Origin of the sequence: Prevotella sp. E13-27 (assembly GCF_023217965.1) — a bacterium.
Classification (GTDB): domain Bacteria; phylum Bacteroidota; class Bacteroidia; order Bacteroidales; family Bacteroidaceae; genus Prevotella.
Map to the genome: position 1 here is coordinate 745,003 of NZ_JALPSC010000002.1, position 16,077 is coordinate 761,079.

Here is a 16,077-nt window from a genome sequence, read left to right on the forward strand (position 1 = left end):
AAATATTTTTGGCAGTTATGTCAAATTTGTGTACTTTTGCATATTAACTAATAATAACCAAATTTATTATGGCTGTTAAGATATTAAGCGTTGATGACGAGATGGATCTCGAGTTGTTGTTAACGCAATATTTTAGAAGGAAGATACGCAAGGGCGAATATGAGTTCGTTTTTGCACATAATGGTCTTGAAGCATTGACAATGATGCTGAAGCATCCAGATATTGAGATAATACTCTCTGATATCAATATGCCTGAAATGGACGGACTCACTCTGTTGGCGAAAATCAATGAGATGCGCAATCCTGCTCTGAAGGTTATTATGGTAAGTGCCTATGGTGACATGGGTAATATTCGTCAGGCTATGAACAATGGTGCCTTCGATTTCGCTACCAAACCAATTGACCTTGATGACTTGAGCATAACTATTGAGAAGGCCATAGAACAGATTGAATATGTTCATTCCATGCAAGCAGAGCATCAGCAGCTTGAGTCTCTTAAGACTGATTTAGCAGTTGCCAGCGAGATACAGCAAGCCATACTCCCACGAGTATTTCCTCCCTTTGAGGATTTAACACAACAGATTGATATTGCTGCATCTATGGTACCTGCAAAGGATGTTGGTGGCGATTTTTACGATTTCTTCCGTATAGATGATGAACATATAGGCTTCACCATTGCCGATGTTAGTGGTAAAGGTGTTCCTGCAGCTATTTTTATGGCTGTAAGTCGAACATTGATACGAGCAACGGGACTTCGCGGCATTACTCCATCTGAATGTATGACATACGTTAATCGCCTGTTATCAGCAGAATCCGTTGACTGTATGTTTGTTACAGTATTCTATGGAATCTTGAATATCCATACTGGTGAAATAGTATATTGTAATGCTGGTCATAATCCGCCATATGTTCTGAAGAATAACGGAAAGGTTGAAGCCTTACCAATGTCAACGAATCCTATGGTTGGAGCTGTTGATGGAATAGATTTTCAGCAGGAGCAACTTCAATTAGATAAAGGTGACGCTTTGGTCATGTTTACTGATGGCGTTACTGAAGCCATGAATGTGACATTTGAAGAGTTTAGCGAGAATAGGCTTGAAGAAACTCTCTCTACTGTCGTGATGCATAGTGGTCAGGAAATTATTGATACAGTTAAAAACAATGTCTCTACATTTACTGACGGTGCTGAACAAAGTGATGATATTACGTTGTTGACAATTAGAAGACTGTGACTAAGAAAAGGTTTTTGCTATTCATCTCCGTTGCAGTTTTTGCAGTTCTTGCTGCTATTGGCTTCGGTGGCTGGTATTTGGAACACAACCGAGTATCAGTCCTCGAGCAGCGTGTGGCTGAAATGCAGAAGAAGGAGCAACGCTCAGCAATAGATAAGAGCATTAGTGAACAGCTTGGTGTAATTGCTGCTCAACAGAAAGAGATTGCCGAAGAGAAGACTGAAGAAGCCATGCAACAGAAACAACGTGCTGATGAAGCATTCAGTCGTTCTGAATTGGAACGTCAAAAGGCTGAAGAAGCAGAGCATGAGGCCCGACAGGAAAAAGAAAAGGCTGATCTTGAAAGACAAAAAGCTGTCATCGCACGTAGTGAGGCTGAGAAGTCAGAACAAATAGCAAGAAATGAGCGTAATACCGCCGATACACTTCGATTTACAGCACTTGGTCGATCGCTTGGTGCAGCCTCTCGTCATGAGTTTTCTAACAATCAGGTCGATCTGGCTCAAGTGTTAGCATATTATTCCTATTATTACACAAAGAAATACAAGGGCGAAGTCTATGTGCCTGATATCTTCCAATCCATGCTTTCTGCCAGTCATCGTATTCAGAACTGGCATAAACATAGGGGAATGATTAGAGGTATTGATTTTATGCCCAAAGGCGATAACCGTATTGTTTCAATATGCGATAATGGAATGCTTCTTATTCATACTAAAGAAGGAAATCATCTGAGAACAGAGGTCCTCTTTGATGGTAAGCAAACAGATATTTTCAAGACCAATAGCTGTGACTTGCGTTATCTCTTTATATCTAATAAAGGTATAATTAGCTCTATCAGTAGAAGCGGTCATCTGCTTATTAATGAAGGTGGCGTAAAAGGCAAGACACGCATAATACCTGTTCTCGAGAAAGATTATCCAACTATATCGTGGATGAACGATGATGGCAAGTCGGTTATTGTTATTGGTGAACATAACATGGCATTGGTCGATTTGACAAAATCCGATGAATCAGCTGTCGTAGAAACGAAGAAGCTTACATCTCGTATCGTTTCCTTTGGTAAATTGCATGGAAAACTAATACTCTTTGACAATAAAGGTAAGCAGTATCTGGTTAAATCTTTTAATGACATAGAGGTTTCTGATATTCCCATACCAGAAGGACTGGTAACTGTTTTTCATGCAACAAATAATATGAACGTCTATGGAATGGACAACGGCACTATCTATCTCAAGAAACGAGATAGTAACGACTACGTAGCTCTTAAGGGGCACAAGTCTTTTATTTCTCATCTTAAGATTATTGGAGATCGACTTTATTCTTCCAGTTATGATGGTAAAGTGAATTTCTGGTATGTTAATAACGAGAAGATTATTCCTATAGAGATTCTTTCTAAATCCAGCTGGATTATGGATTTTACTATCAGTAATGACGGTCAATCGCTATGGGTTGGTGATATGAATGGATATCTTACTGAAGAATTGCTTGATGTTGAAGCTATAAACGGCATTATTGAGAACGAGTTGAAACAGAAGAAACGCGACTTCACCCAAGAAGAATGGAATTACTATATTGGTAAGACGACTCCCTATGAGCCTCTTATTATTAAGAACGGAAAGGAGGTTGTACGATGAAACGCATTCTCCTATTTAGCTTAGTATTAGTTTTTATTCTGCCATTCTCCTTTGGTCAGACACGACAACTAGGCGTACCTTATTTCCGCAACTATACTGCTTCTGATTATGATGCGAATAATCGTAACAGTGATATTGTTGCCGATAATGAAGGTCGTGTGTTTATTGCTAATTTCGAAGGACTGCTTTATTACGATCAGGCTACCTGGCGCATGTTGCATCTTCGAAGTCTGACACGTCCTACGTCTTTGTATCTCGATTCAAAGAACACACTATGGGTAGGTGGCTATAACTACTTCGGACATGTTGTTGTTGCCGACAATGGTACAATAGGATTGAAAGATTCTGAAAACATGTCTTCACTTAAAGGCGAGGTACTTAAGATATGGGAAGAAGATGGACATATCGTTTTCTTGGCCAATAATGACAGAGTCTATAGAGTCAATGATAATCATTTGTCTTTACTTCGCAGGCATACTTCTAATAATGAAGACAGTGTTGACTTGAATGACACACAGACCATAACTATTGACAATGGTTTGAAAGCCGTAGCAAAGACTGGTAGTGGACTCTTCTTCTACACCGACTCAGGAGAACTCTTGTGTAACATAACGGAGAAAAACGGATTGTGTTCTAACAACATAAACCGTATGGTCTATAATGGCAAGGGATTACTCTGGGGTGTTACCGACAACGGTGTTTTCTCAATGTCAATGCCAACTGCATACACATATTTCTCACATAATGAAGGTGTTCAGGGAGAAGTGTATAGTATGCATATCTATAATGGCTTGACATATGTGGGCACTACCAATGGTCTTTATCGGCAGAATGGTATGAGCTTTGAGCATATTGAAGGCATCAATCACTTGTGCTGGGCTTTGACAGAAAAAGATGGTATTTTGCTGGTTGCCAGTGAAGGCGGTCTTTATAGTGTTGACAAGAATGAACACATTCGTCAGATAAACGAATACGACACAAAGTCTATTTTAGTAAATGACGATGTCTTTATCACCGGTGAAGGAAAGGGAGTCTTTCTTAACAAGCTGTCAGGTGAGCGCTACAAAATAAGTCCACAAAAGAATGTGACTCAAATTCTTAAAGACGGTCATGATTGCATGTGGCTCAAGACTATTTATGGCGAAATATGGTATCGCACCAAGAATCAGTCTTTGTTTTCAAAATATACCAAGAATATAAACAAAGATGGTAGCAACAGTTTGATGCAGGCCACATTAGTAAAAATTGGGAACGATGTAGTTGTCGTTGATGCCATCGATACAGAGCCTTTCTTATATCCTCAGTTCTCATATACTGATTTTTCAGGCAACACGTGGCTTACTGACAAGGAAAACAATAATCTATATGTGTGGAAGAACGGTCAAAGACAAGAATCTTTTGACGCTTTTCTATATCCTTTACGTGACGTTGTTATCCGTACAATGTTTATTTATAAAAGTCAGATATGGCTTGGTGGAGAATCGGGGGTTACTGTGATTGACCGTTCTGTTAAAGACCCTGCAATTAATAATGTTCCCAAGGTACGTATCTGTTCTGTAATAGCAAATGGCGACAGCGTTGTTTGGGGAGGATTCGGAGAATGTCCTAAGAAATTGCCAACGCTTGAAAGTAACCAAAGAAACATTTATTTTACTTTCGCAATAGATAATCCTACAATGTTGGGACGTGCCCAATATAAGTACAGGATGGATGATCACGAATGGAGTGCTGCCACGGACCAACATTTTGCTCTCTTCAATGACCAGCGTCCAGGAGAGCACGTTTTTCAGGTTAAGGCCGTCGATGCTATGGGACGAGAGATTGATGCTGTATCAATCAAGTTTGAGATTCTTGCACCATTCTATATAAAGTGGTATATGAATGTGCTATATTTGATAGTTATTGCCTTCTTCATATACCTTCTCGTTCGTTATCGTATTTCACATCTGGAGAGAGAAAAATTACGACTGGAGTCTGTCGTTAATGAGCGAACAGCTGAGATTGTGAAGCAGCGCGATGAAATCGTCAAACAGAAAGACGAGATTGAGGAGAAATCACGTAGTCTGGAGTCAGCACTTGATGAGCTTGGACAAGCTCAGAACGAGTTGATTCGTCAGGAAAAGATGGCTATGGTGGGTAAATTGACCCAAGGCCTTATTGACCGTATTCTCAATCCGTTGAATTACATAAATAACTTTGCCAAGCTCTCTATAGGTCTTGTGAAAGATGTTAAGACAAACATTGAGGATGAGAAGGAACACATGAGCGAGGATAACTATGAGGATACTGTCGATGTGCTTGGTATGCTATCTTCCAATCTTGAGAAAGTTGGTGAGCATGGTCAGAACACAACACGAACCCTTAAAGCTATGGAAGAGATGCTTAAAGACCGTTCAGGAGGCATAGTCCCAATGAACCTGGCTATAGTTCTTCGTCAGAATGAAGAGATGTTCAGCAACTATTATGCCAAGGAGATTGCAGCTGAAGGTATAAAGGTAACTTTCAACTATCCTTCAGTCGAATTACCTATCAATGGCAATGCTGAGATGTTGAGCAAGTGTTTTATGAGCATGTTGGCAAATTCAGTTTACGCTATCCTGAAAAAGTCACAGCGTGAGAAATATAAGCCTGAGATAACTTTCAGCGTGACTGATGATAACATCAATCTGATTGTTACATTACGTGATAACGGTATAGGTATTGAAGAAACGATTCTAAACAAAGTCTTCGATCCATTCTTCACTACAAAGCCTACAGGCGAAGCTTCTGGCGTAGGTCTTTATCTGAGTCGTGAAATCATACAGAATCATCAAGGCGATATTTCTGTGAAATCCGTCAAGAATGAATATACAGAATTTACCATTGTGTTACCTAAAAACAAGTAAACTATGGAGCAGGAACTGGAACAATTAAAAGAGCAACTGAAGAAGCAGGAGAAACTTGCCTCGTTAGGTCTGTTAAGTGCAGGTATTGCTCATGAGATACAGAATCCTTTGAATTTTGTCATCAACTTCAGCAAGATGTCAGACAAGCTGTTGAGTGATCTGACTGAGATAATGGAAGACAATAAAGATAGTCTTTCAGATGACGATCGCGAAGAAGTTGATGACATCTTAGCTGACTTGCATGAGAATATGGCTAAGATTGTAGAACACGGAGAAAGAGCAATCAGCATCATCCGTGGAATACTGCTAGTTTCAAGAGGTAAGGATGGTGAGTTCATACCAACAGATGTATGTCATATTGTCCATGAATATGTGTGGCTCTCTTATCATGCCATGAGAGCAAACTATAAGAATTTCAATGTCAGCATCCACGAATCCTATGAGGAGAATCTCCAGCCCATAATGGTTATTCCACAGGATATAAGCCGTGCTGTTCTTAACGTCATGAACAATGCCTGTTATGCTGTTTGGAAGAAACAGCAGGAGCAACCCGACTTCATGCCTCAGATTGACGTGACCGTGAAGACAGAGGATAGCTCCCTGAAGATTATCATTGCCGACAATGGTGAAGGCATGACCGATGAGGTTAAGCAACGCCTTTACGAGAATTTCTTTACAACAAAGCCCATTGGGCAGGGTACAGGATTAGGCATGAACATCACTCGTGACATTATTGAAAACAAACATAGCGGCAAACTTCTTTTTGAGTCAACACTCGGAGAAGGTGCTTGCTTTACATTCATACTACCAATTAAGAAATAGTTTCATTGAATAATGCAATATTCATAAAATGGTTGTTGGATTCTGTTGAGAATTATCCTCAACGAGTCGCAGTCATTGACCAGCGAGGAAATCGAAAGACGACCTATAAAGAGCTTTACGAGATGGCTTGCAGGGTTGTTGGCTATGTCAACAGCCTTCATCTGCCAGCTCACTCTTTTATTGGCATCTGCCTTCCTACAAGCATGGAATATATTGCAGCTGAAATTGGTATCTGGCTATCTGGCAATGCCATTCTTCCATTGGGTATAGAATTTCCAGAGTCTCGCATCCAGCAGATTATGGAGCATAGTGAGTCCCCATTGCTGATAGACGAGTCTGTAATGAACGAAATTATCTCTTTTGAACCCCAAGAGCCTCTATCTCTTCCTGAAGAAGACGATATCAACTCGCTTTTCTATACTTCAGGCAGTACTGGTAGTCCCAAGGGGGTATTACATTCCTTCCGTTCATTTGGAATTCCTCTATTTCCAGACGATATGTTCAAGGAGCTTAATGTCTCTTTAATGGCTGTCACAGCTCCTATGTTCTTTGTCGCATGTAAACTGATATACGATTTCCTTACTCGTGGAGGAACAGTCAACATTGTACCATCCGACGTAAGGATTGACATAAGGAAGCTTGAAACGTTTATTGCCGAACAGAATATTGAATTCGTCTTTATTCCGCCTTCAGTTTTGCCTCACTTTCAGAACAAGTCACACACATTGAAAGTAGTGTTTACTGCCTCTGAACGTGTGTCTGGTGTAGGTCCTAAAGGCTATAAGCTTATAAATTATTGCGGACAGACTGAGACTGCCGGTATTGGCGCAACATTCGTTGTTGACAAACCCTACGACAACACCCCAATAGGCATTCCCGTAAAACCTTACATTTATAGCGTTCGTGACGAGGATGGTAACGAAGTAGCACCAGGAGAAGAAGGCGAACTGTGCTATCAGGGCGACTTGACACCTGGCTATTTCAAAGACCCAAAGCGTACTACGGAACTCTATCGTGGCGGATGGCTTCATACTGGAGATATTGTCCGTGCACGTCCTGATGGAAACCTTATCCTTATCAATCGCAAGGACTGGATGCTGAAGATAAACGGCCAGCGTGTAGAGCCCAGCGAGGTTGAGACTGTTTTGAAGAAGATGCCAGGCATTGACAACGCCATTGTTAAAGGCTTTACCGCAGGTAACAGTCGTCAGTATCTGTGTGCCTATTACATATCCGAAGAAGGTGTTGAAGAGGAAAGTATTCTCGACTATCTGTCTTCAAAGCTTCCAAGCTACATGGTTCCTGTCTATTTCGTAAAGATGGACAGCTTCCCTGTAAACATGAATGGCAAACTTGACCGCAACAGTTTAGTATCTCCAGCTTCTGATGATGAGATTATTGACAGGGAACCTTACGAGGCGCCTAAAGATGATATCGAGAAGCAGCTGTGTAAGGCTTTTGAGAGTACATTGGGCTATCGTCACATAGGCGTGAATGAAGATTTCTTCTTACTTGGTGGCGACAGCATCCGCGTTATGAAGCTCCAGACTCTTTGTCCAGATCTGCCTTTATCAGCGCGAAAGATTTATGTCCACCGCACCCCAAGGAATATTGCTAAGGCATGCCGTGAGAGCATTGAGATTAATAGAGAGCAGCGCTCAACCTATCCTTTGAGTAAGACTCAGATGGGTATCTATGCTGAATCCATGCTTCATCAAGGAGAAACCATCTATAACAATGCTGTACTATATCGATTAGGTAAGCATGTTGACACAGACCAACTTGCTCGTGCCTTTGAACAGCTGATAGAGGTTCATCCGTTCCTTAAAATGCGTCTTTTCATTGACGATAACGGTAGTCCCTGTCAGTCTCAAAACAGCTCTTCTATTTATCATCAGCAGATAGAGCACGTAAGTGAAGAGCAGTTCCTTTCATTGAAATCCGAACTAGTTCGTCCCTTCGACATATTGTCAGAACCGTTGTTCCGAATACGCATTATCGTAACTCCCAGTGATGCTTATCTCTTCATGGATTTTCATCACATCATTTTCGATGGCTATTCCTACAACATTCTGACAGAAGACTTGAATACCCTCTATGATGGAAACGCCGTCGATGTTGAATCATTCAGCGGATATGGTGTTGCCGAGGAAGAACAGCATTTGCGAACTACTGAAGCCTTTGACGACGCTCGTTCATGGAATCGCATGACTTTTGGCGATGTTGAAGTAGATTCACTTCCAGAAGGCGATATGGATGAGGGGTCTGAACAGGAGTGGGGTAGCATGCAAATACCGCTTTCTGTTGAATACCAGCAGTTGTCGTCAGCATGCCAGAGACTTGATGTCACCCCCAATGTGCTGATGACCTCAGCCTTTGGCTATCTCCTTGGAGAATATTCTTTCTTAGAGGAATCGCTATTTGCCACCATCTATAATGGTCGCAAGGATTTGCGAACCATCAGGACTATTGGCATGATGGTAAAGACTCTGGCTGTTCATGCCAAATGGGATGAGCATACAACCATCTGTGAATATCTGCATAATATGAAGCATCAGCTCTTGGCCAGCATGAACAACGATTTGTTCTCGTTTGCAGAGCTGAGTGAAATGAATCATCATGTTAACAGTCATGTGCTCTTTGCCTATCAAGGCGATTTCGGATTCCCCGATGTCCTTTGTGGTGAGAAGTATGAGCAGTTACCTGTTAAGCTCAACGCTACTGGAGAGGATCTTGCTGTAGAGGTGCTCCGTAATGGAAACCAGTTGCTTTCTCATATAGAATATGCCGGCAATCGTTATTCCCAGCAGTTCATCCGTGCTTTCATTGAGACCTTTGACTCTATAGTCTGTGGCTTTGCTGCTGAGAACAGCAAGAAGATTAACTTGCGTGATATTCCTCTTCTTAAGACAGATGCTCTGAACCGCATAGTCTCATTAGGCAGAGGCGATGTGTTGAATTATGACACATCAGAGACCTTCGTGAGTCTTTTCCGACGTCAGGCTCGTCTTCATCCAGATTCTGTCGCCGTCGTTGATAGCGAAAGCTCCATATCCTATTCTGAATTAGACAGACAGTCAGACCTGCTGGCACACAAACTTATTGAAGCAGGAGTCGTTCCCGATTCATTTGTTGCCCTCATTCTTCCTCGAAGCAAGGAGTTCGTGATAGCCATGATTGCTGTTATGAAGTGTAGTGCAGCTTTTATCCCATTGGATAGTGAATACCCTGATTCACGAATCAGATATATTCTTGACGATGCGCATATTGTCGCCATTATAACTAAGGGTGAACATCTAAATCATTGCTCGTTTGACATTGTTCCAACCACAATCAGACTCGATGATATTGACTTCTCAGCTTACTGTTCTCCAGTATGCCGTTGTATTCCGTCATCGCTGGCTTATATGATTTACACCTCTGGCTCCACAGGGTCTCCTAAAGGTGTTGTTGTTGCCCATTCGGCATTACTTAACTTTATAACATGGCTGTCTGATGTTGAAGAATTAAAGCCTGTCGACCAGTGTGCCCTTCATACGAGCTTCTGTTTCGATGGCTCTATGTTCGACCTGTTCCCTCCGCTTGTTAACGGAGCAACACTTCACATTCTGTCCAGCTCTCTACGCCACGACATGAACGGTTTGTATCAGTACATCTGCGATAACCATATAGTAGGCATGTTGCTAACCACACAGTTCGGAATGGCTATGCTCGAACAGTATGATTTGCCCATGCGCTTCCTCATGCTTGGTGGTGAGAAGCTAACAGCTTTCAGGCCGTCGGTTGTAAAGCTGTATAACTGTTATGGTCCTACTGAGTTTACTGTCTGTGCCACATACCATAAGGTGAATCAAGGCAGGACTTACAGGAATATTCCCATTGGGCGAACGGTTCCTAACTGCACGTCTTATGTTGTTGACAAAGCAGGCAGGCTGTTGCCTCAGGGAGCAATAGGCGAACTCTGTCTTTCAGGGCGTCAGCTGTCAAATGGCTACTGGAACCGTCATCAGCTTACTGACAAGAAGTTTACTGTCAGTCCCTCATGCAGCAATAAGAAAACATATCATACTGGCGACCTTGTCCGATGGAACGCCTTTGGCGAGTTAGAATATCAAGGCCGCATGGATAATCTTGTGAAGTTGAGAGGCTATCGCATCGAACTTGGCGAGATAGAGAACAAGATTAAGAGCTACGATGATGTTATTTCATCTGTTGTCATGGTACATCATGAAGGCAATCGTGAACTGCTTGTCGGCTTCTATTGTGCTTCACGTGCCATAGACCGAGCAGCCCTTTTGGATTATCTCATTTCTCAACTGCCCAGCTACATGGTGCCTCAGATTCTGATTCAACTTGACAACATACCTGTAACCCTCAACGGAAAGACTGATTACAAAGCTCTACAGAGCAAAGTGAGTGAGTCTGACGTAATTCAGTCAATGAAGGTTATGCCTTCTAACGACAGCGAACAGAAACTTTACACTATTGCAAAGGAATTGTTAGGAACTGATAATTTCGGAGTTACTGACGATCTTACCCTCTTGGGGCTCTCGTCGCTTCTTGCCATCAAGATGTGCTTCCTGGCAGAAAAAGCAGGTCTTACGCTGAATGTCAATTCTGTGCTGAAATACAAGTCCATACGCCTCATTCTCTCTCAGGAGACATCCATTGGCAGCTGGGAGAACGAATACGATTCCACAAAGCCTGTAGCTGTTCTGATTCAGGGTCTGACGTCTTACAGCCAGTTAGAGGCGCTTAAGGATTCTCTCTGCACACGTTACTCCGTGATGTTCATCGGGCCAATAGAAGAACATATCAAGATGTTCAGTAGCGACAGGATGGTTATGACATCAGAACTTGTTGATCTCTATGTCGGATATCTGTCCTCACATTTGCATCATGAAGCATCAGTTTCACTTTTCATCGGACATAGCTTTGGTGGCGAGCTGGCTTATAGGTGTGCTGTCCGTTATCATTCTATGACTGGACAGTCTCCGTTGGTCTGCATGCTTGACACCTACAGCAATTTGCAGTCAATGACCGATGCCTCCATTGAGCACCTTTCTGTACCAGTAGAACTGGATGCCGACATGCCCGCCTATCAGGGCAGCGCCATCTTGTTCAAAGCTACTCGTCAGGCAGAAAACATGCTTGTTGAGAATCACGAAAAGCTAAGTCGTGAAAGCGACGAGAAATGGCGTTCTCTTGTTCCGCAGCTGAAGACCCACATGATAGAAGCTGACCATTTCAGCATGTTGGAAAAGCGATTCGCTACAGACTATTTAGAATTGATTGACAAAGAAGTAACCACAATTACCAAACCATAGAAATATGATGAAAATGACTTCACAACTCATCAGCAGCTGTTTAGGACGCATCGTGTTGCTCGTCCTTATGCTCTTTCCCCATGTGGTGTCAGCTCAGGTTGACAGCGAGCTGAGCCATGTCTATGCGGAAGCTGAAGATGCATATAAGATAGGCCGTTTTGACCATGCCATAACTCTCCTGAAGGACAACATTAATCTCTTTGATGGTAATATGAGGAAGAATGCTCTTCGTCTTATCTCCATCTGCTATATGGTACAGGATAATAACGTGGAATCTGAGAAATATGCTCAGCAGCTGTTGAACATGAATCCATATTACACCTCTGTCAACGACCCTATTCGTTTTGAGGAGATGATCACCTTGTTGAAGTCTGGCCGCAATTCCACCATTACCACCGCTTCAAGCCAAAGCGAGAGTGTCATGGAGGCTCCTGTGCCAGTCACCATCATCACTCGTGAGATGATTGACATGCTTAGCAACAACAAGAGTATAGGACAGATATTAGCTGCCTATGTTCCTGGCATGAGCGAGGTCTGTTCTTATGCCTTTTCCAATGTTACCATGCATGGTGTCTATACCAACGGACAGGAGAAGATTCTCGTTATGGAAAACGGCCACCGCCTGAACGCCCGCTCTACCAACAATGGCAAACTCGACTATGCTATCAGTACCGAGAAGATAGACCATATAGAGGTGCTTCGTGGTCCGGCTTCTTCACTCTATGGCAATGTGGCTCTTACTGCTGTGGTAAATATTATCACCAAGCGAGGTAACGAGATAAATGGTGTGACAGGCAAATATGGCTATGGCTCCAATGGCACCCATCGCGCAGACCTTGTTGCAGGCACCTCTTTTGTTGGCTCCGACATTTTTGCGTGGGCATCCATCTATTCTTCTGATGGCAATCGCCAGACCGTTCCTCAGAACACAGGTTTCACCCAGACCCAGCACGATGGCTATACCTATCTGGGAAGATATACAGGAAAGCCGTCCTACGATATTGGATGTAATCTTCATTTCAAAGATTTCTCGTTAATGCTGAATCGCAAATACGGCAAGAAGGTTCCTCAGTATTCGTGGTATGGTGAGACCTACGACTACGACCGTTTCCGCCGTTTCTGTGGCGTTACCCCAGGCTATTCTATCGATGAGACACACATGGAGTTTGGCTATGGTAGAAACTTGGGGAACTCAAATATTGACGTTTCCGTTTACGGCGACTTCTATAAGTTCAAGGACTACCAGCCTGTTTCCGACTCAATCATCACCTACGAGTTCAAGCCCGATGGTAGCGGAACACCTGTCATAGGTCCTGATGGCAAGCCCCAGACACGCCTGTATCATGGTGTCTATCAAGATGACAATTGGGAGGAGTTCACCATCGGCGCTATGGCCAAGTTCTCTCACGACTACCGTATTGGTCACACCCGTGGTAATTTCCTTGTCGGTGCCCAGTTCGAGTATTACGAGATTCCCATCAACGAGTTTTTCTTTGGCGAGGAATACCAGAAGATAATCATCGTAACTACGCCCGAGTCTAAGAACCAGTTGAAGGTGGGCAATGAGCGTATCCTCTCCGGTTTTGTTCAGGGCAAGCACTATCTGCTTTCCGACAAGCTTATTCTTAATGCAGGACTGCGCTTTGACAATAAGTACCGCCGTAACAAGGTCAATGTCAACGCCCTCTCTCCCCGTGTTGCATTCATCTACCTTCCTTCAGGTCAGTTCAGTGCCAAGTTAAGCTATTCGCGCTCGTTTGTCGATGCACCTTATTTCTATCGTCAGAACACTCAGAACACCTATCGTGGCAGTGAGGATCTGATGCCTGAATACATGAATGCGTTTCAGTTGAACTTCATGGGTACGGTTAATAGTAATCTGTCCTATGACCTTAACTTGTATTACAACCATCTTACCGACCTTATCTGTAACAACCAGAGCAAGGACATCAATGCTCCTAAGTATATCAACTCAGGCCGACTGAAGATTGTCGGAGCTGAAGGCGAACTGTCCTACAAACTTCCTACGTTCTATTCGAGGGTGAACGCATCATGGCAGCGTGTGATAAGCTCTGAGCAATATTATTCCAATGGCAATGCCATCTACAGCGTGCCGTCGTTTAGTGCCAATCTCACATGCGAGAAGGTGCTGCTTAGACGTATGGGCCACTCTGTACGCCTTGGAGGCAATGTGAGTTACACCTCACGCACCATCAACAAGGCCGACTCACGTTTCACTGGTAGCCAGGATTTCCATCTTGGCGAGAAGGCTCTTTTCGACCTGCAACTGAAGTATGACTGCAAGGAGCTTCTCACTCTGTCATTGGATTGTGAGAACGTGTTCAACACCACTTACTATATAGGAGGAACTTCTTATTTCCCATACCAGTATCCTGGTCGCACGATGATGGGAACCGTAACGTTCCGCCTGTAATTCTATACGCTATTTGAATAACAATCAACATTATTATATAATGACAAAGAAACTCACCTTGCACAATGACGTGCAACAAATATCTAAACTGGCAGACTTCGTCGATGCTATTGCCGAAGAGGCATCCATCGACCCTTCGCTGGCCATGAGCCTCAATCTGGCTCTTGAGGAAGCTGTGACCAATGTTGTCATGTATGCTTACCCCGCTGGTGAGGAGGGCGATGTTGATATAGTGGCCGCGTTGTCCGACGGATCGCTTCTGTTCACCATAAGCGACAAAGGCATTCCCTTCGATCCTACAAAGAAAGAAGATGCCGACATCACTCTTGGTGTTGAGGAGCGCCAGATAGGCGGGCTGGGAATATTTCTTGTCCGTCAGCTGATGGATACTGTGGAATATGAACGTAAGGATGGCTACAACATTCTTACTATGAAGAAGAAACTATAACTAAGCGAGCAAACATGTCACAACCATTAGCAGAGCGCCTTCGTCCGCGCACTCTTGACGAATACATTGGTCAGCAGCATCTTGTTGGCGAGGGTGCTGTCCTCAGGAAGATGCTCGATGCAGGCCGCATCTCTTCGTTTATATTGTGGGGCCCTCCAGGCGTGGGCAAGACCACCCTTGCACAGATCATAGCCAACAAACTCCAGACTCAGTTCTTCACACTCTCGGCTGTTACCAGCGGTGTGAAGGATGTACGCGACGTTATTGAGAAAGCCCAGAAAGGACGCTTCTTCAACGAGATGTCGCCCATACTCTTCATTGACGAGATTCACCGTTTCTCCAAGTCGCAGCAGGACTCTCTGCTTGGCGCTGTGGAGAGGGGAGTGGTGACGCTCATCGGAGCCACCACCGAGAATCCCTCGTTCGAAGTTATCCGTCCGCTGCTCTCGCGCTGTCAGCTCTACATTCTTAAGCCTCTTGGCAAGGAAGAGCTCCTACAGCTTCTTCATCGTGCCATAACGACTGATGTTATATTGCGTGAGCGCCACATCGAGCTTCAGGAGACAGGTGCCATGCTTCGCTATAGCGGAGGCGATGCCCGCAAGCTGCTGAATATTCTGGAGCTTGTGGTGGAGTCGGAGAGTGGCGATGTCGTCATCACCGACAAGCTCGTAGAAGAGCGTCTGCAACAGAACCCGCTGGCCTACGACAAAGACGGCGAGATGCACTATGACATCATCTCGGCATTCATAAAGAGCATTCGTGGCAGCGATCCTGACGGTGCTCTCTACTGGATGGCTCGCATGATAGAGGGTGGGGAAGACCCTCAGTTCATTGCACGCCGCCTGGTCATCTCGGCTGCCGAGGATATTGGTCTGGCTAATCCTAACGCCCTGCTTCTGGCTAATGCTGCCTTCGATACCGTGATGAAGATAGGCTGGCCTGAGGCTCGCATAGCGCTGGCAGAGGCAGCTGTCTATCTCGCCACTTCGCCAAAGAGCAACTCCGCCTATCTGGCCATCGACAGCGCTCTGGCCACCGTTCGAGAGACAGGCAACCAGCCCGTTCCGCTACATCTGCGCAACGCTCCCACCAAGCTGATGAAGGACATTGGCTACAGCGATGGCTATAAGTATCCCCACGACTACGAGGGACACTTCTGTCCTCAGCAGTATCTGCCCGACAGTCTCGTCAGCGAGCGCTTCTGGCACGGACAGCACAACCCAGCTGAAGAGAAACTCTACCAGCGCATGGTAAATTACTGGGGAGAAAGATATGAGAAGTAACCTCTTACC

At 44.0% G+C, this 16,077-nt stretch carries 8 protein-coding genes; all 8 read left to right on the forward strand.

What is annotated here, in order from left to right; translation table 11 throughout:
• Nucleotides 1-68 precede the first annotated feature (68 nt).
• From M1L52_RS12060 to M1L52_RS12095, 8 genes are read left to right on the forward strand one after another with little or no spacing between them, the layout of a single operon-like run.
• Nucleotides 69-1,232: a PP2C family protein-serine/threonine phosphatase gene (locus M1L52_RS12060; protein WP_248615254.1), complete on the forward strand. Its 1,164-nt coding sequence runs from the start codon at nt 69-71 to the stop codon at nt 1,230-1,232.
• Nucleotides 1,229-2,866, forward strand: coding sequence for a hypothetical protein (locus M1L52_RS12065; protein WP_248615255.1), 1,638 nt, complete (start codon nt 1,229-1,231; stop codon nt 2,864-2,866). The genes M1L52_RS12060 and M1L52_RS12065 overlap by 4 nt, the downstream gene beginning before the upstream one ends.
• Nucleotides 2,863-5,751, forward strand: a complete 2,889-nt coding sequence (locus M1L52_RS16565; protein ID WP_248615256.1) for an ATP-binding protein — start codon at nt 2,863-2,865, stop codon at nt 5,749-5,751. The genes M1L52_RS12065 and M1L52_RS16565 overlap by 4 nt, the downstream gene beginning before the upstream one ends.
• A gap of 3 nt (nt 5,752-5,754) precedes the next feature.
• Complete coding sequence (locus M1L52_RS12075; protein WP_248615257.1) at nt 5,755-6,573, forward strand: ATP-binding protein; 819 nt, start codon at nt 5,755-5,757, stop codon at nt 6,571-6,573.
• Between the two features lie 5 nt (nt 6,574-6,578).
• Nucleotides 6,579-11,900 (forward strand): non-ribosomal peptide synthetase, encoded by a 5,322-nt coding sequence (locus tag M1L52_RS12080; RefSeq protein WP_248615258.1) that lies wholly within the window; start codon nt 6,579-6,581, stop codon nt 11,898-11,900.
• A gap of 4 nt (nt 11,901-11,904) precedes the next feature.
• The gene (locus M1L52_RS12085) at nt 11,905-14,334 is read left to right on the forward strand and encodes a TonB-dependent receptor (protein ID WP_248615259.1); all 2,430 of its coding nucleotides are present in this window, start codon (nt 11,905-11,907) and stop codon (nt 14,332-14,334) included.
• A gap of 40 nt (nt 14,335-14,374) precedes the next feature.
• Nucleotides 14,375-14,782, forward strand: a complete 408-nt coding sequence (locus M1L52_RS12090) for an ATP-binding protein (protein WP_248615260.1) — start codon at nt 14,375-14,377, stop codon at nt 14,780-14,782.
• A gap of 14 nt (nt 14,783-14,796) precedes the next feature.
• Complete coding sequence (locus M1L52_RS12095) at nt 14,797-16,068, forward strand: replication-associated recombination protein A (RefSeq protein WP_248615261.1); 1,272 nt, start codon at nt 14,797-14,799, stop codon at nt 16,066-16,068.
• The last annotated feature ends 9 nt before the right edge of the window (nt 16,069-16,077 follow it).

Bases quoted from the DNA above. Each gene is read 5' to 3' on its own strand.
- M1L52_RS12075 (WP_248615257.1), top strand. From the start codon at position 5,755: ATGGAGCAGGAACTGGAACAATTAAAAGAGCAACTGAAGAAGCAGGAG.
- M1L52_RS12095 (WP_248615261.1), top strand. From the start codon at position 14,797: ATGTCACAACCATTAGCAGAGCGCCTTCGTCCGCGCACTCTTGACGAA.
- M1L52_RS12060 (WP_248615254.1), top strand. From the start codon at position 69: ATGGCTGTTAAGATATTAAGCGTTGATGACGAGATGGATCTCGAGTTG.
- M1L52_RS12085 (WP_248615259.1), top strand. From the start codon at position 11,905: ATGATGAAAATGACTTCACAACTCATCAGCAGCTGTTTAGGACGCATC.
- M1L52_RS12090 (WP_248615260.1), top strand. From the start codon at position 14,375: ATGACAAAGAAACTCACCTTGCACAATGACGTGCAACAAATATCTAAA.
- M1L52_RS16565 (WP_248615256.1), top strand. From the start codon at position 2,863: ATGAAACGCATTCTCCTATTTAGCTTAGTATTAGTTTTTATTCTGCCA.